At 67.7% G+C, this 20,466-nt stretch carries 16 protein-coding genes and 2 tRNA genes; 3 read left to right on the top strand and 15 right to left on the bottom strand.

What is annotated here, in order from left to right; all coding sequences use genetic code 11:
* The 3 genes from VLF18_RS09445 to VLF18_RS09435 all read left to right on the top strand — a co-directional run.
* On the top strand, positions 1-323 hold a 323-nt coding region (locus tag VLF18_RS09445; protein ID WP_325279375.1), incomplete at its 5' end, for a hypothetical protein.
* Positions 324-414: 91 nt separating this feature from the next.
* Positions 415-810 carry a hypothetical protein gene (locus VLF18_RS09440; RefSeq protein WP_325279374.1) on the top strand — a complete coding sequence of 132 codons (396 nt, stop codon included), beginning with the start codon at positions 415-417 and terminating at the stop codon, positions 808-810.
* 107 nt (positions 811-917) lie between these two features.
* The gene (locus VLF18_RS09435; protein WP_325279373.1) at positions 918-1,082 is read left to right on the top strand and encodes a hypothetical protein; all 165 of its coding nucleotides are present in this window, start codon (positions 918-920) and stop codon (positions 1,080-1,082) included.
* Positions 1,083-1,341: 259 nt separating this feature from the next.
* On the opposite strand, the gene VLF18_RS09430 is transcribed toward VLF18_RS09435, so the two are convergent.
* The 15 genes from VLF18_RS09430 to VLF18_RS09360 all read right to left on the bottom strand — a co-directional run.
* Positions 1,342-3,084 (bottom strand): hypothetical protein, encoded by a 1,743-nt coding sequence (locus VLF18_RS09430; protein ID WP_325279372.1) that lies wholly within the window; start codon positions 3,082-3,084, stop codon positions 1,342-1,344.
* A 53-nt stretch (positions 3,085-3,137) separates the two neighbouring features.
* Entirely contained in the window at positions 3,138-5,003 is a 1,866-nt protein-coding gene (locus VLF18_RS09425) for a peptidoglycan DD-metalloendopeptidase family protein (RefSeq protein WP_325279371.1), read from the bottom strand.
* A gap of 285 nt (positions 5,004-5,288) precedes the next feature.
* Positions 5,289-7,376 carry a winged helix-turn-helix domain-containing protein gene (locus VLF18_RS09420; RefSeq protein WP_325279370.1) on the bottom strand — a complete coding sequence of 696 codons (2,088 nt, stop codon included), beginning with the start codon at positions 7,374-7,376 and terminating at the stop codon, positions 5,289-5,291.
* Between the two features lie 322 nt (positions 7,377-7,698).
* Positions 7,699-7,773: transfer RNA gene (locus VLF18_RS09415), tRNA-Val, on the bottom strand.
* Between the two features lie 17 nt (positions 7,774-7,790).
* A tRNA-Thr gene (locus VLF18_RS09410) sits at positions 7,791-7,866 on the bottom strand.
* Positions 7,867-7,956: 90 nt separating this feature from the next.
* Complete coding sequence (locus tag VLF18_RS09405; RefSeq protein WP_325279369.1) at positions 7,957-8,403, bottom strand: type IV pilin protein; 447 nt, start codon at positions 8,401-8,403, stop codon at positions 7,957-7,959.
* Between the two features lie 55 nt (positions 8,404-8,458).
* Positions 8,459-12,115 carry a pilus assembly protein gene (locus VLF18_RS09400; RefSeq protein WP_325279368.1) on the bottom strand — a complete coding sequence of 1,219 codons (3,657 nt, stop codon included), beginning with the start codon at positions 12,113-12,115 and terminating at the stop codon, positions 8,459-8,461.
* A gap of 45 nt (positions 12,116-12,160) precedes the next feature.
* Positions 12,161-12,847, bottom strand: a complete 687-nt coding sequence (locus tag VLF18_RS09395) for a pilus assembly PilX family protein (protein ID WP_325279367.1) — start codon at positions 12,845-12,847, stop codon at positions 12,161-12,163.
* A gap of 10 nt (positions 12,848-12,857) precedes the next feature.
* Positions 12,858-14,216 carry a prepilin-type N-terminal cleavage/methylation domain-containing protein gene (locus VLF18_RS09390; protein ID WP_325279366.1) on the bottom strand — a complete coding sequence of 453 codons (1,359 nt, stop codon included), beginning with the start codon at positions 14,214-14,216 and terminating at the stop codon, positions 12,858-12,860.
* The gene (pilV, locus tag VLF18_RS09385) at positions 14,213-14,725 is read right to left on the bottom strand and encodes a type IV pilus modification protein PilV (RefSeq protein ID WP_325279365.1); all 513 of its coding nucleotides are present in this window, start codon (positions 14,723-14,725) and stop codon (positions 14,213-14,215) included. Before pilV ends, VLF18_RS09390 begins: the two co-directional genes overlap by 4 nt.
* A 1-nt stretch (position 14,726) precedes the next feature.
* A complete protein-coding gene (locus tag VLF18_RS09380; RefSeq protein ID WP_325279364.1) occupies positions 14,727-15,332 on the bottom strand; it encodes a GspH/FimT family pseudopilin in 606 nt (201 codons plus the stop codon).
* Between the two features lie 314 nt (positions 15,333-15,646).
* The gene (ispH, locus tag VLF18_RS09375; RefSeq protein ID WP_325279363.1) at positions 15,647-16,597 is read right to left on the bottom strand and encodes a 4-hydroxy-3-methylbut-2-enyl diphosphate reductase; all 951 of its coding nucleotides are present in this window, start codon (positions 16,595-16,597) and stop codon (positions 15,647-15,649) included.
* Positions 16,598-16,631: 34 nt separating this feature from the next.
* Positions 16,632-17,150 (bottom strand): signal peptidase II, encoded by a 519-nt coding sequence (gene lspA, locus VLF18_RS09370; protein ID WP_325279362.1) that lies wholly within the window; start codon positions 17,148-17,150, stop codon positions 16,632-16,634.
* The gene (ileS, locus tag VLF18_RS09365) at positions 17,150-20,095 is read right to left on the bottom strand and encodes an isoleucine--tRNA ligase (RefSeq protein ID WP_325279361.1); all 2,946 of its coding nucleotides are present in this window, start codon (positions 20,093-20,095) and stop codon (positions 17,150-17,152) included. Before ileS ends, lspA begins: the two co-directional genes overlap by 1 nt.
* 3 nt (positions 20,096-20,098) lie before the next feature.
* Positions 20,099-20,466 (bottom strand): riboflavin kinase (locus VLF18_RS09360; protein WP_325279360.1); only part of this gene is annotated, 368 nt, incomplete at its 5' end.

The raw sequence follows: 20,466 nt of genomic DNA, 5'->3' as shown, positions 1-20,466 counted from the left end.
CTGGATACCCCTGCGAATGCCGGGAGGCTCTCGTGCCCGATCGCACCACCGTCGGCGGCGTCGTCGAACTGCTCGCCGCACCCGAACTGCTGGTCGCCGCCGCGTCCTCGCCGGCCGTGCGTACGACGCTGCAGGTCCTGTTGAATCAGGTGAACGACGAGATCGCCACGCTGCTGCCGCTGCTCGGTCAGCCCGAAGCCGCCGAGCGCGATCGCCTGACCGAAGGTCTGCACGGCCGCGAGCGGATCGCGGCGCGCCTGCGCGAGATCCTCGCGTCCTGCACGACCGCGAAAGCCCCGGATACGTTTCGTATTACACGGTGATACGCCGGCGTCCACGTGTTGCCGCGCGGAGGCCTGCGCGCCGACACTTCCCGTCGACGCCGCGATCGCGGCCACCGTGACGGATCTGTCCATGCGCCAACTCGCCGCCGTTTCGTGCCTGCTGCTCGCCGCCTGCTCGCCATCCGGCGACGTGCCCGTGCCGGCTGAAGAACCTTCCGAGGCCGTGCTCGCGAAACTCGTGAAGCAGTCGTATGCCGACGCCGCGGCCGGAGGCCAACTCGATTTCAAGAACTCATCGGGCCGGACGATCCGGGTTCAACCGAAGATCCACAGCGCACGCAAGGACGAATGCCGCCGCCCGCGGCACAGCCCGGAAGGCGCCTACGAATGCAGCCTGACGCTGATGCTGTCGCTCGACGGCGGCGAACCGTCCGAACACGGCCAGCGCATCGGCGTCGAATGGGATCCGCGCGGGGAATGGGTGCTGGAAGGCACGGCCGCACGGCGACGCGAGAAAGCCCGATAGCTCCCGCGCCACGACGCAGTGCGCGAATCAATATACAAATTACCTTGGTATACTTCCGACATCGAGGCCGCAGCGCCGCCCATGCGATGTCGCGGCAACGATTGCTGATGAGTCACCTGATAGAAATGGCGCGCAGTCGCGGCATCCGGGAAATGTTTTCGCTGGACGACGCCGAGAATTTCGCGATGCGCGACATGGCGCAGGCCCTTGGTTTTCGGCGCGAAACGGATCCCGAGGACGGCGCCCAGGTCATCCACCGGCTCGCGCTGTGACAACAGACGCTGCGGTGCACAACCGCCGCTTCCGCGTGCCGCGGCCGACGAAGTGCGGTCATTGACGCCGCGCTGCGCGAAGCGCTCCGATCGGCGCGGTCATCGGTACGCCTGGCGATATGTCAGGCGTCACGTTTCCGAGGGCCGCCCTCTCTCTCGACGGAGTCAGAAGAGAGGGCGCCCCGACGACGTCAGCGTGCCGGCGAGACGATCGTGCCGGCCGCTTCTTCATCGCAGTCGCGCACCGTACCGTCCGCGATCAATTGCAGCTGCGCCCGGTATCGCTCCAGATGTTGCCGGCGCTGCAGGTGTAGATGCGCCGCGTCGTGCCGCAATGCTGGAAGCCGCAGTAGGTGCCGTTGGAATCGATCGCCGCGCCGCCCAGGTGCGTGCCGCCGGAGCAGCGGCAGCTGTTGTTGAAGGTCGCGCAGCTGCTGCTCTTGAGCGCGTTGCAGCCGGCCGGATCGATGCCGCACCAGTTGGCGACGATCGCGTCGCGGTTCCAGCAGGCCGTGTTCCAGCCGTTGCCCTGGTAGAACGGCAGAATGTCGCTGCGCGCATTGAGGATGCACTGGCTCAGCGCCGTTCCGCAGTAGGCCTGCCCCAGCGACACCGCCTGCTGCGGCGAGGCGCCGAACCATTCCACGCCGTCGCGCACCATGCGACCGTGGAACGTGGCGGACGAACCGGAGGTCGGCGCGCGTGCGTCGACCTGGTACTGCGTGCTCTGGTTGTTGCCGACATTGCCACAGGTATAAATGCGCGCATCGAGCACGCTGTTGGCATAGCCGCCGCATTGGGGAAAGGCGGAGAAGGTGAAGCCGTTGACGCCGACGGCACCGAAGCGGAACCAGTTGGCTGACCCTGAACCGGTCCAGGTTTCAGCGCCGGTATTGGTCACGTTCGCGCTGAAGCGGCGGATGTCGCCGGGCATCATGAACGCGGGTATGCCGGAATAACTCACGCTGGCATTGCGCGGCGGCAGCACGATCGAGGGTTGCGAATCGAGCCAGTACTGGCGCCAGGTGCCGCTGTAGCACAGCGAACTGCGCCACCAGCCGCCGGTCTGCGGCGCGACGGCCGGATGGCATTCGGCCGTGCGGCGTACCCAGGTCGAGGGCGAGTCGACGAAATACATCACCGCCTTGATCTGGTTGCCGTTGGCCGCGTTGAAGTCGCGCACCTTGCTCAGCACGCCGTTGAAATAGGCAGCCGTAGGCGATACCGGCAGCGGCTGGTCGAAGCGTGCGCCGGCGTTGAACTCGGTGATGTAGACAGGCCGGTTGCGCACGGCGGTATTGCTGGCGGCGTTGATCGCATTGACCTGCCAGCGGAAGTCGCTGTCGAAGGCCGCGTCGGTCTGGCCATAGGCATGAATCGCGAAGCCGTCGATGGCGCTGCCCATGGCGTCGAACATTTCGCTGTAGAAGGTCGGGCAGGTGCCGCTGAGACAGCCGCCCGGGCCCGAGGCGAACAGGTTGCGCGCAGCCCGGGGACCTGCGTTCCAGCGCGTCATGTAGCACTTGTAGACACGGCCGTAGGCGCGGCCGCCGATGCCCCATTCCTCGGCCAGGTTGACCTCGTTGCCGAGCAGGTAGCCGCCGACCGCCGCGGCCGTGGCGTTGCCGGCCTGGCCGGCCTCGGCGTCGAGCGCGTTCATGAGACCGTTGATGCCGTTGCAGTCGGTGAACGTCGCCGCGCCGAGCAGCGTTTTTTCCGCGGCCGTGGGCTTGGCGTCGAAACCGATGCGGAACAGCGTCTTGATGCCGTGCTGGCTGTTGAGCGTGTTGTAGTTGAAGCCCCAGCTGGACATGGCCGGTACGTCGCGGGCGAATTCCAGGTTCCAACCGACGCGGCGCGTATCGTTGGCCGGCACGCTGCTGTAGTTGTGGTCGGTGCGCAGCCAGTTGGCTCCCTTGATGGCCTGGGCGGCGGCGGTTGCGGAAAACAGGCAAGGCAGTATCAGCACGGCCGCAGTGGCCGCGACGCGAAAGCGTTTCATGGTGAGACCTCGCAGTGTGGAAAATGCGGCCTCCCCGCAGGCCGCGGGTAAATTCAGTAGGCGCCGAAGCCGCTGCCCAGCGAGAGCCAGGCCGACCAGCCGCCCGGACTCGCATAGCCGCGGTGGTACAGCTCGCCGTTCATGCCCAGCAGCGCGATCTGCACCGTGGCGTCCTGGCGTGCCGGCACGATGCCGGAGGTGAGGTAGCCGCCGAGATTGCCCCAACCGGACCAACTGCCCCCGGCGCTGGTCTGATAGATGTGCGCGAGCTGGCCTTCGCCGCCGCTCGCATAGACCTCGATGCGGCCGTCGGCATGCACGATCGCGTGCGGATGCGCCGTCAACACGCCGCCCCGGCCCTGCCAGGCGCCGAACGCGCCGCCCGCACTGGTCTGGGCGACGTGGCGCAGGTCCTGGCCCGCACCGCGTGCGAACACTTCGAGGCGGCCGTCGCTGTTGCGCACCGCCGACGGATGCGAGCTGATGCTTCCGCCCAGCGCCTGGAACGCGCCGAAGCTGCCGCCGGCCGTGATCTGCACGATCTGGAACAGATCGTTGTTCTGCCCGCCCACGAAGACGGCGACGCGGCCGTCGCTGTTGAGCGCCGCGGCCGGGCCCCAGTGCACCGTGCCGCCATGATCGACCCACGCATTCCAGGCCCCTCCGGCCGCCGCCTGGACGCGACTGCGCAGGCCGCCCGTGGGACCGCGCACGAACAACTGCAGGCGACCGTCAGCGTTGCGTACCACCGCCGGCGCGGAACTCGCGTCGCCGCCGAGGTGGGTCCATGCGTCCCACTGTGCCGAGCCGGCGCTGATCTGCCGCCGTGTCCAGATCTGGCTGTCGGTGCCGCGCGCGAACAGCTGCACGCGCCCGTCGCCGTTGACCGCGGCCACGGGCTGGGCCGTGGCGTTCCCATCCAGCGACTGCCAGGCATTCCAACTGCCGGCAGCCGAACGCCGGCGCAGCCAGGTCGCACCGTCGCCGCGGCGCGCGAACAGGTAAAGCTCGCCTCCGCTGCTCACGGCGCCGGCCAGTTCCGCCGGTCCGGGATAGCGCAGGTATTCGGTCGAGGCGATATTGCCGCCCCAGCCGTCGTTCCAGTAGGCCGGCACATAGCCCCACTGGCTGGCGTTGTACTTGACCCGGTGCCACCACTCCTTGCCGCCGCCCTGATCGGCGAATGCCCCGTCGGCGACCAACGGTACGTTCGCCGCGACGCTCGCGATCACCGCACCGCCGCTGCGGTTGGGCGCAGCGCGCACGCTCTGCGTGATGTTCGCGACCACCTGGCCCGGGAATGCCGGACGGCGCTGGAAGTATTCGTTGATGGGGTTGCGCCAGCCATGCTGGTCCGGCGTGGAGTTCAGCGGTGCATAGCCGGGCCCGGCGCAGTTGCTGCCGCCCCAGTAGCCGAAGGTGCGCACCTCGAAATGCAAGTGCGTGTTGCCGGTGTTGCCGGGCCATTCGATGACACTGGCGATCTGGCCGCCGCGGTTGACGATCTGGCCGGGCACTACGCCGGGTGTGTTGAGGTGGCCGTACTGCGTGTAGAGCTTGCTGCCGTTGCTCAGGGTGTGCTCGATCACCACGACCCAGCCCGGCCAGCTCGCGTTGACGGCGCACAGCACCACGCCGTCGGCGGCGGCGTAGACCGGCGCATTGACGGTGGAGCCGCTGTCCTGCGACAGGTCCAGCGCACTGTGCAGCCGGTATTGGTAGTCGCCGTTGGAATTGGCGTAGTTCTGCATCACCCGGATGTTCTGGCCGGGCACCAGCTGGGTGCCGACGAGCTGGCCCATGGGCCAGTCCAGCGGCAGCGAGCCCGGTGGATCTGCCGCGAAGGCGGAGCCGCCGAGCAAGGCCGCGGCCGCGGCGAACCGCCGCGCGCGGCAGCAGCAATCGGTAAAGCGGTACATGGGTCGTCTCCTGGTCTGCATGGCAGTACCGGGCTGGCCCCTGAACCATCCTGGCGGCCTGCAGACTGACGGCTGCACCGGCCGGGCGCGCGGAGGAATGGCTGATTCGAGCTGATGTTTTCCTGATGGCGTCGCCCGGATGCCGCAAAAGTGCGACCGCGTCACGCTTGCGCTGTCATCGCGGCGCCACGGAACGACCACATTGCCGCCTTGTGAATCATTGCCGCAAACAGATCGAGTGCGGCAATCCGCACAAACGCACAATGCGGCCTGCGCAATTTCCGGTCAGTTTCCGTCGATCAGCGCGTCGAGATTGGTCAGCAGGGCGATGTCCGCTTCCTCGCCGGCGACCTCGCTGTAGAGCAGCAGGTCCTCGGCAGCCGTCAGGCTCAGGCTGCGCGGCAGCGGCGAGCCCAGCTGGATCAGCGCCGTGGCCGGACCGGCCGGCAGGGCGTAGTGCATGAGCATGCCGTCGCTGCGCAGGTAGTACAGGCCGCTGCGCGCGGCGACCATGGCGCGCGGACGCGAATGCGGCGCGTCCTCGACGATCGGGTTTTCCTCGCCGCTGCCCGGATCCAGCTCGACGATGCCGGCCGCACCACGCGGACGCAGGTAGACCTTGCTGCCCTGCGGCGCCTGCGTCGCGTACATCGCCTGACGCCGGCCCAGGCGTTCCTCGCCGCTGCCGTCGACGGCGGCGCGATGGGCGAACCAGCCGCCGTCGGCCTCGCCGATGAAGAACAGATGTCGGCCGTCGCCGGACCAGGACGGCGAGATGCGCTTGCGCGTCTGATCGGGCAGGCACTGCAGCAGGCCGTCGAGGTCGACCACGCAGATCGTCTGACGGTTGCCGCGCGAGCGTTCGAACGCGATACGGCGGCCTGCGGGATCCCAGCTGAGATCGCGGATGTAAGCGCCCGACTCGCTCCAGAGCCGGCGCAGCTGGCTGCCGTCGCGATCGGCCAGCCAGACGCCGCTTTCGCCGCGCGCCTCCCACGGCAGCGCGAGCTGGCGGCCGTCGGGCGATACGGCGAGATCGCGCGCGCGATCCAGCGCCGCCGGCATGGCCTCGGCCATGCCGGGCGCGCCCGGCGTCAGGGCGAGCCGGCGGTTGCGGTACTGCGTCACCGCGACCGACAGCAGCAGGCGGCGACCGTCGGGGCTGATGTCGATAGAAGGCACGCCGGCGTCGATCGCGGCCAGCGGCCTGGGGGTGGCACCCAGCGGCAGATGCCACAGCGCGCTCGACGTCCCCGCGCGCAGCGTCGCGACGAGTTCACGGTCGCCGCGCCATTGCACCTGATGCACGAAACCGTCGGGACTCCATACGGCTTCCGGCGCGCCGCCCTCGCTGCGCCGGCGCAGCACGCTGGACTGGAAGCGGCCGTCGACGCGGCTGAACGCAATCCAGTTGCCGTCGGGCGAATAGCGCGGGCGATAGTCGCCCTGCTCCGCGGGCGGCGGCGGCAGGCTGCGGCGCACGCCGCTGTCGACGTCGATGACGAACAGCGCATTGGCGCGCTGGTCCGGGTCGGGCCGATCCGACAGCACGACGCGGCGGCCGTCGGGTGACAGCGACAGACGGCCGTTGGCCGGCGAGCACTGGCCGATCTCGCGCGGTTCGCGCTGCAGCAAGGTCATGATCATGACGCGGCAGCGCTGCTCGTCCTGGCGAAGGAAAGCGATGCGTTCGCCGCCGGCCGACCACTCGGCGGCATAGTCCATGGCTTCGCCGGGTGCGGTCAGCGCCACTTCGGCACCGCCGTCAAGCGGACGCAGCCACAGGCGCTCGCGACCGGCCAGGCCGCGGCTGTAGATCAGCTGCCGGCCGTCGGGCGAAAACGCCGGCATGTGCTCCAGGCCGGGATTCACGCTCAGCGTCATCCAGGCCGGCATGACCGGGGCAGGCGCTGCGGCACTCAGCCACCAGGCGATGACGCCGGCCGGCACCAGCAAGACCACGGCCAGCAGCACCGCGCCTGCCCTGCGCCGACGCGGCGCCGGGGCGGCAGGATCCTCCGCATCAAGCGCTCGCACCGGCAGCAGCAGGCGATAGCCGATCTTGGGTACGGTCTCGATCGCCGGCTCGCCGTGCGCATCGGCGCCGAGCACGCCGCGCAACCGATGAATGGCGCGATAGATGGAATCGTCGGTGATGACGGCACCGTTCCACGCGTCGGCCAGCAACTCTTCGCGGCTGACGGTACGCCCCGGCCGCCGGGCGAGCGCCAGCAGCACCTGCATCACGCGCGGCTCCAGCCGCTGGCTGTCGCCGCCGCGGACCACGCGCAGCGCGCGCGGCTCGACCCGGCAGCCGCCGAGCAGGAAACCCTCGCCCGCGAGGAGGTCGGCGACGGACTCCGACTTCATCATTTGTGCGTTTTTCGACATGAGCAGCATGTGCAAATACGCGCAGGCTAGCTCAAGTGCACTACGCGATACGGCTTGCGCCGTCACAGCCGCCGCAGACCGATTACATGCAAAAGCGATAATGAAACAATGCAGCAAAACGCTCACGAAGATCCGGGAAGAACCCGAGAGTCTTTGCGAGAGCGCTTGACGCCTGCGGCGGCCGCTGCGAGCGATGGCGGCAGGAAAACAAAAGGGCCGCCGAAGCGACCCTTTCAAGATGCCGTCCCGTGCTGTTCCGGGACTTCAGGCCGGACATCACACCGTCCGCAATTGCCTGTCTGACTGGTGGGCGGTACAGGGTTCGAACCTGTGGCCCCTGCCGTGTGAAAGCAGTGCTCTACCGCTGAGCTAACCGCCCGGTGAAAACGGTGCAACTGGTGCCGACGAGAGGAGTCGAACCTCCGACCTACTGATTACGAATCAGTTGCTCTACCAACTGAGCTACGTCGGCGAAACCGAGCGCGCGATTATAGCGGCGAGCTTTGCCGTCGACAAGCATGATGCAACGTCTTCGTTGCGGTGGACGGGATTGCGCCTGCCGTCACCAGCACGCGCCGTTGGAGTTCTGCGGCATCTCGGTCTTGGCCGGCGTCTTCACCCCGGTGTTGTTGATCGTCAGCGTGCCGCACTGGTCGCCGGCCTGGTTGGTGCCGGCGACCGGCGTCGCGCTGAGCACGTAGCTCTGCGTATCGCCGGTCGCGCCGTTGGCGGAGCTGACCGAGTAATAGCCGCGCTCGGAGGTCAGCGTGCTGAGGCCGAGGCTCGTGGGCGCGGTCAGCGGGCTCGTCGCATAGCGGTTGAAGTTCGTGTAGTAGCGCTCCTGCGCCGCGGCGACGCGCATCAGCAGTTCCTTGCCGTCGGCGCGGCGCGCACGCTGGCCGTAACGCTGGTACGAAGGCAGCGCGAAGGCGGCGAGGATGGCGATGATCGCAACGACGATCATCAGTTCGAGCAGCGTGAAGCCCTGGTGTTTTTCGCGAATGCGCATCGTGCGTCCCCAGTGAAAAGACACGCGCCCTGGCGGGCGCGTGTCGCGTGCCGAATCAGAGAATGTCCAACAGCTCGCGCCAGGATCCGCGGTTCGCGGGCGGCGCCTTGATGCCCGGCATATCGTCGACCGGCACCGGAATACCGCCGCCGCCGCCCGGATCGCCCGTTATCGGCAGCACGAACTTGTCGCCGATCAGACGCGGTGTCGGGTCGCGGCACTGGTCGCCCTGGCACGGACCGCCCTGCTGCGCGCCGGCCGGCGATCCGCCGGTGGCGCCGTCCACGAGGATGGACGCACCGCGGAACTGCGGATTGCACGGATCGCTGCCGCGCGGAATCACCGTATTCACGACCGCGACGTTGAGACTGTAGATCGGCTTGGCCGTGAACACGGCACGCTCGCCGGGCTCGGCCGCGATGTTGAGCGGGATCATCCAGCCGCGCGTCGAGACCGGCACGGCGTTCGTCGTCAGGACGCGCGACGTCGCGTTCGGCTGGGTCAGCGTCTGCTGGGTCAGCTGCGACGGCAGCGTCGGATAGTTCGTGACGTTGCTGCCCGAGGTCGTGCCGTAGTCGCGCACGCCGTAGATCGCCTGCGGGCCGACGTTCGATGCGATGCCGGTCGCCGTGCGGTCTTCCTTGCCGAGGTACTTGCCGGTGCCGAACACCCAGATCGGCGCGCCGTTGCGGGCGGTGTCGCGCAGCGCGACCGGCATGCTCGTGATCGGCTGGCGCGGCAGCGAGTTGGCGTCGACCTGTGTCGGCGTCGTCGTGTACGTCTTGAACATCAGATCGACTTTCCACTGCGCCGGATTGGAGCTGCTCAGATCGAAGCGGAACAGGTTGCCGACGAGGTCGCCGGCAACGGCGATGTCATCGATCTGGTCGCTGTTCAGATCGTAGGCCGCCGGCGTCGACAGGCCGAAGCTCAGCGGCACGCCCTGCGGCGCGGTCGATGTCTGTATCTCGGCGATGCGCGCGCCGGTTTCCAGATCGAGCACGAACAATGAGGTCTTGTCCTTGTTGACGTCGGTGCTGGCCGGATCGGGCTCGCCGCGCGGGTCGGGGTTCGTCGTCGGGAAATAGCCGCTCGACACGAGCACGGCCCACTTGCCGGTATTCAGGCGCACGATGTTGGCCGAGTCGTACGTGTAGCCGAGTGCCGCCCCACCGGTCGAGGTGTTCGAGAATTCCCAGAGCACGTTGGCCGGACCGAAGCCGGACGGATCGGTCACGTCGAGCGCGAAGATGCCGCGGCCGCCCAAGCGCATGGAGCCGACCATCACGGTGCGCCAGCGACCGCCGATGAAGACGTCCTGCACGCGCAGGCGCGAGTCGACGCCGGTGACGATCTGGGCATGCGTCGGGTTCGTGTATTCGGTCGCCTTCTTGTTGGCGATCAGGATGTTCGGCATGTAGGCGAAGCGCTCCTGGCCGTTCAGCGAATTGATCGCGTGAACCATGCCGTCGTTCGAACCGACGTATACCGTCGGCGGCCGCGCACGGACCGATGCGGAGAACTTTGCGTAGGTCTGGCCGGCGCCGGTAGGACCGGCGGCCAGCGCTTCGGGCGATCCGGTCGGGAAGCTGTCCTGATACATGCCGATCGGACCCGACACGTAGGTCGGCTGCGAGTTGACGATCGCTCCCATCAGCGTCGAGCGGCGGCGCATGAACGGCGCGGTCGTTTCACGTGCGCGTTCGCCGCGCAGATAGTCGACGCGCTGCGAACCGAGGCCGTCGTTGTCGACCGCGATCGTCGTCGGGTTGTCGTTGAGCAGCCCCTGCTGCGTGGAATTGAGGCTCGCCCAGAGCAGCGGGATACCACGGCGCGGCGAGGCGAGCGCGTCCCACGTGAAGATATTGCGGCTCGCCGCAGTGCGCGCGGTCAGCAGCTGCGCGGCGTCCCATTCGGCCGAGCCGGTGGCCTGGCCCGTCGTCGAATCGACCGCGAACTTCGTCAGCGTGCCCGACCAGTCGGACGTGTCGAAGCTTGCCTTGAATGCTTCCGTGCTCGCCGTGACGATCGGCAGCGACACCGTCGCCGCGGTCGCGGTCGCGCGACGCGCCGTGATGCTGCTGACGATGTCGACGAGCGCCTGCGCGAGTTCGGCGGGGTTGTTCGAGATGAAGAATTTGCCGCGGCTGTTGATCGCCGCATGCCACATGTCGTCGATCTTGCGGCCGTCGTCGACGCCTTCGTTCGGGACCGGCCACGCCACGCTTGCGGGCACCGCATTCGAGCCGCGCAGCTTGGCGTAGGTCGCATCGTCGTTCTGCAGCGTGCCCGATGCGCCGAAGCCGATCATGAACTGCACGAGATGCGGCCACCGTGCCGGGTCGTTCGCCGGATTCCAGTAGATTTCGTTGTTCTGCAGCGGATCGCCGCCGCTCGGCAGCGGCGGGCCGAACAGGTTCGTCGACTTGTCCGGCAGATAGGGCGGCACGCGCAGACCCTCGGCACCGGCGAACACGCCACCGGTACGCAGCGGCGTCGCCCAGTAGTAGAACGCCATGTCGGCCATGGTCTCGACCGTGTTGCCGGTCTCGTTCCACATGATCTTGTTGTAGTTCTGGCCGACCGTGTACGCAACGCCGTCGGGCAGCGTGAGCGCGGTCGTATCGCTGCCGGGCGACGTGATGCCGCTGTCGCCGTTCCAGAGACCGTCGGTCATCTGGACATGGAAGTTCTGGCGGCAGACGAGTTCCTTGTTGAGTTCGGCGTCCCAGTACGGGTTCGTCCACGTGCCGGACGAGCGCTGGAAGAAGGCGCCCGTGCGCTTGAGCGCACCGCGATTGGGCGTACCGCCGCTGGCCGGAATGTTGAACAGCCAGTCGTAGAAGCGGTCGCGGATACCGCCCGCGGTGGGCTGCAGCTCGAACGGCCGGATCTCGGTCGCCGCCGCCAGGAAATTCGAGTTGATGTTCTGCCAGGCGACGCGCACCTCGGGACCGAACGTGCGGTAGGCATGCGACACCGCGGAAATCGCCGCCATCTGGCGCGTGCGGTAGAACGCATACCAGTTGACGAAGCGCTGGCGCGCCTGCGCGAGCGTCACGCCGGGCGGCAGCGCCGGGCTGGCGGCCGTCAGGCTGATCCATTCCCAGTTGTTCGAATTGTAGAGATCACCGTAGTTGGTGATTTTTCCGTTTGCATCGAGGACCAGGTTCGGCGCGGTCGTCTTGTAACGGTAGTAGCCGGCGCCGGTGTTGTTGCAGAACGACGTCGTCGACGCATTGATCGTACCCAGACCCGTGTTCGGGTTCGAATTGCGGTAGTGCGCGATACCGTTGCGTTGCGCGGTCGGCCAGACCTGCGTCGGCATCGACGGACTGTTCGTCAGGTCGCCTTCGATCGGCGGATCGTAGGCGTTGTTCGGATTGAAGTAGACACCGTTCATCGAACGCGAGCGCGGATTCGTCTCGTCGGTGACGTTCGGGTCGATCACGCCGGCGCAGCGGTAGGGGTTGCCCCAGCCGGTGTTGTTCGGATCGTAGGGCCGCTGGTCGGGCATGAAGTCGCTGCCCATCGAACCGGAGTCGTCGAAGGTCAGCACGAGGTTCGGCGCGACGGCAGCCGTGAGCTCCGGCGGTGTGGCCAGCAGATCCGTCGTCCACGCACGCGCATCCTGCGACTGCACGGCGCAGAGGCACAACGCAAATCCGGCTCCGAGCCAGCGCGGGGAAATCAGACGATTACCAGGTTTCATGGCTGATCCTTACGGTGTAGCGATGCGATGAGGTCCGTTCGCGGATCAGCGTCCGCTGAACGATCCGTCAGTGCTGAAAGCCGAGTAGACGACTTCGGTGACGCGGATCGCCGAGTCGCCGCTGCCGCCCTGACTGCGCGACGTCACGCGATAGACGTGGCGCGACGGGTTCGTGGTACCGCCCTGTTCCTGCTCGTTCGAGCCGCCCATGCGGCCTGCACCGCCGAAGCCGCCGGTATCGAGGCCGAGATCTTCGAACAGCAGGCGCGGCTGTACCGCGATCGAGGCAGTCTCGACGCTGCCGGTCAGGCCGCTGAGCGGCGGCGTGTATTCCATGCTGCCCGTGGTGACCCAGGTCTTCGCCGTGCGGAACGTGGTCACCGGTGCGCGGGCACCGGTATGAATGGCCGAACCCGCCTGATTCCAGACGCAGGGCTGCGTGACGCCGTCGCCGAGACAGGTCGGAAACGCCATGCCGCCCCGGGACAGATTCGCCGTCGACGGCGCATTCCAGAGCATCGCTTCACCGAAGCGCGCGGCGCTCTCGGTGCCGAGCAGTGCGAGCTGGCGGTTGCGGACGCCGCCGGTCATGCGTTCCTGCAGCAACGCGCTGCCCGAGGAAGCCAGTCCGAGCAGCGTCAGCAGGATCAGGAACATCAGCGCGATGAACAGCACCGCGCCACGCTGCCGCTGCGGAACCGGGAAAGAATTGGATCGGACGAAAGTCTTCATGGCTCGCCTTTCAGTTGCTGCCGTTGCGAATCGACGCGACCGTCATGAACTCGCGCCGCATCATGCGTCCCACCGGAAGCGCGGTGACGGGCATCGTCGTCGCCGGAATCACCGGGCCGGTACCGCCGTCGATGCTGTACCAGTACGCCGTGTCCTGCTGGGGCGTCGCCCCCATGTCATCGACCGTGTTGAACAGCGCATGCGCCTCGATCGAACGCAGACTGCGCCAGAGACATCCCGGCTCGCGCCAGGTGCTGGTCGGTCCCGTGTAGACGCGCGCGAAGGCCGCCGGCGGCGGCGAGCAGTTCGCCGCGTTGCTGTTCGCCTGCACCTGGGTCGCGTCGAGGTACGCCATGCCGCCGTTGCCCAGGTATGCCGCGCCGTAAAGGAAATCGAGCCGCTCCACGCCCTGCGCGACTTCCTGCGCGGCGCCGTTTTCCGCGCGCATCAGCGTCGGGATCAGACGCCCTGCCGCGCTCGGATTCGGATCGGCGGCGAGCTGCAGCCAATAGCTCACGGTCGTGAAATCGCGCGTGAAATTGAAAATGCGCGCGTCGCAGGCCGCATCGCTCGCGCCGGGCTTGAACTCGGTGTCCTGGATCAGCGTGCCGCTCGCCGGCGTCAGCTGGGACGCGCCGGACAAGTTGACGCGGAAGATCGTGGGCGTGTTGCTGCAGTCGCTCACGAGCGCGAGGTCGCCGTTGACGAAATTCAGCGGCGTCCCCGCGTTGCTGGCCGGATCGAGCGTGAACACCGAGGCATAGCCCGTGACCACGCCGGGCGGCAGCGAGTAGCGCCAGCCGATGCCGCGCACATAGCGCATCGTCAGCACGTCGGTACCCCTCACGCGATTGCCGGCGCCGGTGCCGACCGCGGGAATGCCGTTGGCACCGGTCGGGACCGTCGGATTGCAGGTGCCGGTACTGCACTCGTAGCCGCGGATGAAATACGCCGCGCTCAGCGGATAGGCTTCGCTGGTCGTCCAACCCGCCTGCCGGCCCGTTTCCGTGCCCATGTCCTGCAGCACGAAGCCGGTCGCGTTGACCATGATCGCCGCGCGCGGCAGCAGCGCGCCGTTGGCGGTCTGACGCCAGGCGTCCCGGTCGGAAACCGAGCTCTGACGGAACATCGCGCCGGCCATGCGCAGGTCGGCCTCGATGCGGCCCGTCGCGAAGCGACCGTTCTCCTGCACGCGTGCCAGATAGGACTGGGTACGGTTGCTCTGGTTCGTCGCCATGAACAACGCGACGATGCCGGCCGAGACGAGCAGGCCCAGCGTCATCGCGACCATCAATTCGATCAGCGACAGACCGCGCTGGCGGTCGAAGCGCCGCATCGCCGCTGCAGTGGTGCGAGTCATTTCGCTCATGGCTGGAATACCCACGCAAACGTCTGGTTGTTGACGCCGGCGCCGGCGTTCAGCGACGCCTCGGCCCAGCTGATGGTGATCGTGCAGAGGCCGTTGTACGGCGCGCGGTTGACGATCTGCGACGCCGTCGGCGCGGTCGCGCCCGCATTCAGCGCGCAGTTGATCCGCGCGGTCGGCGACGGCAGGAACTGCTGCAGCGAGCGGCTCCAGAGCACGCTGTCGCGCGTGACGATCTCGTTGACCGTGCAGCCCGTGCCGCAGCCTGGCACCGCACCGCCGATGGGGTACGCGAGGTTGTAGCCGTTCGCCCACAGCGCCGGCATGTTCAGGCGCATGCGGTCGGCCATCGATTGCGCGAGAAAGCCGGCCTGGCTGCGCAGGTACGACGAATGATTGGTGCGCACCGATACCATCAGCAGGCCGGCCATGCCCATGAGGCCGACGCTGAAGATGACCAGCGCGATCATGACTTCGAGCAGCGAGAAACCGCGATGTAGACGACGCGTCATGTCAGCTCCCCGGGCAGGCCAACGCGGACGAGCCGGTTGTGTTTTTGTGCGATGACGCACTGCCGCTGGCGCGGACGCGGACGCGGCGGGACTTGGCGGCTTCGCCGGTCGGGAAGCAGACGTTCATGTCGAACCCGGACGAGGCAAGCGCGCCGTTGATATTGAAGACCACGCGGCCGCTGCCGCCGGCGCCGGTGTTGTTCGCGAACACCTTGTACTGCGTGTCCAGCGCTTCGGTCGTCGAAATGAGTTCGTCGGCTGCGTCGAAGTTGCCTTCGCCGGTCGTGTCGGCGATGACCTGCCAGCCGGTGCTCCAGTCCGCAGTGTTGCTGGCGGACACCACTGCGACCGGCCTGCCGCGGCGGACCGCTTCCGAACGGGCGGTCGCCAGGGACGTGACCAGGTCATTGGTGTAGTTGGATACGTTGGTATTGCGGATGGTGCTGCGGAACGACGGCAGCGCGAGCCCGACCAGGATCGCCAGGATGGCCATCGAGATGAACAGCTCCAGCAAGGTGAAGCCGCGCTCGGCCTTCAGCCCCCGAAGACTTCTGTCGCGCCGATAGAGAAATGCCATAAGTCCCTCTGCGAAGACGAAATAGCGCACGGCTATCCGATGCTCGAAACTATTCGCCACCCGCCGGACAGGCAAGGCGCAGCGCTGCGCGAGGTAGCAAACGTCGGATGAACGGGCGGCCCGGCCGCCGGCTCCGGACCGGGGTGCCGGGTGCTGCAGGGAGCCGCGAAACGTCGAGGCTCCGGCGGCGAGGTCGTGCACCGTCCGAGGTCGGGCACCCAGGCGGTCCACGGGTGGAGGCGAGTCGCGAGACGCGCAGGACACGCCGATTCCGAAACCGCCGGGATGGCGGCCTAGGCGGTCCTCGGGACGCACGGCCGGGCACGGCGCCCGGCCGCAGTGGATCAGGAAACGAGCTGGATGCGCAGCTCGCGCGGCAGCGCGAAGGTGATGGTCTCGGCGGCGCCGGAAAGTTCACGGACCGCGCGGCCGCCGGCGGCCTGCAGCCGTCCGATGACGTCCCTGACCAGGGTTTCCGGTGCCGAGGCGCCGGCGGTCACGCCGATGCGCGTGCGGCCGACCAGCCATTCGTCGCGGATGTCGTCGGCACCGTCGATCAGATGGGCCGGAACGCCCTGCTTCTCGGCGAGTTCGCGCAGCCGGTTCGAGTTGGAACTGTTGACCGAGCCGACGACGAGCACGAGGTCGCACTGCTGGCCGAGTTCGCGAACGGCGTCCTGGCGGTTCTGCGTCGCGTAGCAGATGTCGTCGTGGCGCGGGCCGAGGACCTTCGGAAAATGCGTGCGCAGCGCGTCGATGACGGCCTTGGTGTCGTCGACCGACAGCGTGGTCTGCGTGACGTAGGCGATGTGCTCGGGGCTGCGCGGCTTGAGCCGGGCGACGTCTTCGGGCGTCTCGACGAGATAGATCTCGCCGACCGCGCCGGACTGCATCCACTGTCCGAGCGTGCCTTCGACCTCGGGATGCCCCGCGTGACCGATCAGCACGACGTCCCGTCCGGCCTTGCAGTGGCTCGACACCTCGATGTGCACCTTCGTGACCAGCGGACAGGTCGCGTCGAACACGCGCAGCCCGCGCCGGTCGGCCTCGGCGCGCACGGCCTTGGACACGCCGTGGGCGCTGAAGATCACGGTCGCGTCGTCGGGCACCTCGTCGAGTTCGTCGACGAACACGGCGCCGCGCGCGCGCAGGCCTTCGACGACGAACCGGTTGTGCACGACTTCGTGCCGCACGTAGATCGGCGCGCCGAACACTTCGAGCGCGCGCTCGACGATCTCGATGGCGCGGTCGACACCGGCACAGAAACCGCGTGGATTGGCTAGCAATACTTCCATGACGTGGTCGGGACCGGCGCTGACGGAACGCCGATTATCGCCCCTGCCCCTCCGCTTTCCCACTGCGCAGACTCAACAGCGCCAGCAGCACCGCCCCGACGGAAATGGCCGAGTCGGCCACGTTGAAGGTCGGAAATGCCCAGTCGCCGTGATAGACCTGGATGAAGTCGACGACGTGGCCGTAGCGCAGCCGGTCGATGAGGTTGCCGATCGCGCCGCCGACAACGAGCGCGAGCGGCAGCGCCGTGAGCCAGTCACGCCGTGGCGTACGCGACAGCCACACGGTCAGCACGACGCTGATGCCGACGGCGAGCACGCCGAACCCCCAGCGCTGCCAGCCGCCCGCGTCGGCGAGAAAGCTGAAGGCCGCACCGGTGTTGTACGCGAGATTCCAGTTGAGGATTCCCGCGATCGCCGGAATCGGCACGCCTTCCTGCAGATGGGTCAGAACGACATGCTTGGTCCATTGGTCGAGCGCGACGAGCGCGGTCGACAGCCACAGCCAGACCAGCGCATTCGCGCCGCGCGGCAGCGACGAGGCGAGCGCGGCCATCAGAAATACCGCCGCTGTTCGCCGCCGCCGTCGACGTTGTCGACGCAGCGCCCGCAGAGTTCGGGATGTGCCGCGTGGCGGCCGACATCGGCGCGATAGTGCCAGCAGCGCACGCACTTGGTCGCGCCGCTCGCCTTCGCGACGATCCAGACTTCGTGATCGGCGAGATCGGCCTTCGCAGCGAGCGTGGTCGGCGCCGCCTCGTCGTCGACGAACGATTCGAAACCGAGCTTGGCCGCGACGATGTCGTAGGCCGGGCGGTCGCGCAGCGCCTCGATCGACAGCGACGAGGTGATGAAGCCGAAGCGCAGTTCGTCGGCGACTTCGGCGAAGCGCTCGCGCTGGTCGGCGTCGACGTAGAGCGTGACCTCGGCTTCGAGCGACGCGCCGATGACGCCGAGCACGCGCATACCCTCGAGCACCTTGGATGTCGCCGAGCGGATCGCGAGCAGGTCGGCCCACCACTGCCGCTGCTGCGGCGACGCCTGCGTGGCCGCGAGCTCCGTGTAGAACGTCTCGAACAGCACGGATTCGTCGCGCTCGCCGGGCATTTCCGCCCAGATTTCCTCGGCCGTGAAGCTCAGGATCGGCGCGAGCCAGCGTACGAGCGCCTCGAGAATGCGGTACATCGCGCTTTGCGCCGAGCGCCGGCCGTGGCTGGCCGTCGGCATGGTGTAGAGGCGATCCTTCGTGATGTCGAGATAGAGCGCGCCCATCTCGTTCGTGCAGAAGTTCTGCACGCGCTGCACGATTTCGGGGAAGTCGTAGCGCTCGTACGCGGCGATGACGGCCTGCTGCGCGTCATGCGCCTGCTGCACGGCCCACTGGTCGAGCAGCAGCGAGTCGGCGACCGCGACGAGATGCTGCGCCGGCTCGAAGCCGTGCAGGTTGCCGAGCAGGAACCGCGCCGTGTTGCGGATGCGTCGATACGCGTCGGCGACGCGCTTGAGGATCTCGTTCGACATCGACATTTCGTTGCGATAGTCGGTCGAAGCGACCCAGAGGCGCAGGATGTCCGCGCCGTAGTTCTTCATCACGTCCTGCGGCTCGACGCCGTTGCCGAGCGACTTGGACATCTTGCGGCCGTGCTCGTCGACGGTGAAGCCGTGCGTGAGCACCTCGTCGTAAGGCGCGTGGCGGTACATCGCCGTCGAGGTCAGCAGCGAGGAATGAAACCAGCCGCGATGCTGGTCGGAACCTTCGAGATACATGACCTTGTCGTCGGGCCCGTCGGTCGCGAGTTCGGACCGCTCGGCCAGCACGCCGCGATGCGTGACGCCCGAATCGAACCAGACGTCGAGCACGTCGGAGACCTTCTCGTACTGCGCGGCCTCGTCGCCGAGCAGTTCGGCGATGTCGAGCGCGTACCACGCGTCGATGCCGCCCTGCTCCATGCGCCTGGCCACTTCCTCGAACAGCTCGACGCTGCGCGGATGCGGCAGCTGGGTCGCCTTGTCGACGAACAGCGTGATCGGCACGCCCCAGGTGCGCTGGCGCGAGATGCACCAGTCCGGGCGGCCGGCGATCATGCTCGTGATGCGTTCCTCGCCCCAGGCCGGAATCCAGCGAACCTGCTTGATCGCAGCCAGCGCGTCGGCGCGCAGGCCGGCCTTTTCCATGCTGATGAACCACTGCGGCGTCGCGCGGAACGCCACCGGCGTCTTGTGGCGCCAGCAGTGCGGATAGCTGTGCTGGATCTTCAGCGATGCGAGCAGCTTGCCGCGCTCGGCGACGAGATCGACGATCGCGTCATTCGCCTTCCAGATGTACATGCCTTCCACGAGCGGCGTGCCCGGCAGATAGACGCCGTTGCCGCCGACCGGGTTCAGCACCGACGGACTGTACTTGTCCACGAGTCCATATTTCTGACCCACTGCGAAGTCCTCGACGCCGTGACCCGGCGCCGTGTGCACCGCACCGGTACCGTCTTCGGCCGACACGTGGTCGCCGACGAGGATCGCGACCTGGCGGTCGGCATAGAACGGATGCTGCAGCAGCTGATGGTCGAGCGCACTGCCCTGCACCGCATTGCCGTGCACGACGGCGACGCCGTCTGCGGCGCTGCCGTAGCGCGCCGCGCAGCGGTCGGCGAGCGCCGCGGCGACGACGAGCAGCACGCGGCGGCCCTCGCGCGCGGGACCTTCGATCAGACGGTATTCGAGTTCCGGCCCGAGCGTGACCGCGAGGCTGGCCGGCAAGGTCCACGGCGTCGTCGTCCAGATCGGCACGGCGACGATCGCGTCGATGTCGGACGCGACGCCGAACGACGCGAGCACCGCGGCCGGACTGACGACGTCATACGCCACGTCGATCGCCGGCGAAGTCTTGTCGGCATATTCGATCTCGGCTTCGGCCAGCGCCGAGCCGCAGTCGAAGCACCAGTGCACCGGCTTGAAGCCGCGCGTCACGTGGCCGTTGGCATAGATCGTCGCGAGCGCGCGCACCATGTCGGCTTCGAACTTCGCGTCCATGGTGCGGTAGGGGTTGTCCCAGTCGCCGAGCACGCCGAGCCGCTTGAAGTCCGTGCGCTGCAGGTCGATCTGCTGGCTCGCGTATTCGCGGCACTTCTGCCGGAATTCGACGGCGTCGACCTTCTGGCCGACCTTGCCGATCTTCTTCTCGACGGCGATCTCGATCGGCAGGCCGTGGCAGTCCCAGCCCGGCACGTACGGCGAGCGATAGCCGGCCATGAGCTTGGACTTGACGACCGTGTCCTTGAGAATCTTGTTCAGCGCATGCCCCAGATGGATCACGCCGTTCGCATACGGCGGGCCGTCGTGCAGCACGAACGCGCGCGGGCGCGACGCGGTCTTTTCCTGGATCTGGTGATAGCGCCGCTTCGCTTCCCAGTCGGCCAGCATGGCCGGTTCGCGCTTGGCGAGGTCTGCCTTCATGGCGAAGCGGGTTTCGGGCAGGTTGATCGTGTTCTTGTAGTCGGTCGTCACGGTTCAGGCTCCGGCGGCCGCATCAGCGGTTGCGCCCAGGATGCGCCGCGCGGCGGCGGCGTCAGCGTCGATCTGCCGGACCATGCTCGGAAGGTCCGGGAATTTTTCTTCATCACGCAGTTTTGCAACAAATTCCACTTCTATGCGCCGGCCGTAGAGATCGCCGTCGAAATCGAACAGGTGCGCTTCGAGCAGCGGCTCCTTGCCGGCGACGGTGGGCCTCACGCCGAGGCTCGCCACGCCCGGATGCGCGCACAGGCCCGCGCCGCTCACGCGCACCGCGAAGATGCCGGCCAGCGGCGCGACCCGCCTGCCGAGGCGCAGGTTTGCCGTCGGATAGCCGAGCCGGCGGCCGAGCTGCTGTCCGTGCA

Origin of the sequence: Tahibacter sp. (assembly GCF_035481375.1) — a bacterium.
Lineage (GTDB): Bacteria > Pseudomonadota > Gammaproteobacteria > Xanthomonadales > Rhodanobacteraceae > Tahibacter.
Note: the sequence above shows the minus strand (reverse complement) of the source record. Positions and strands in the feature narration are given on the sequence as shown.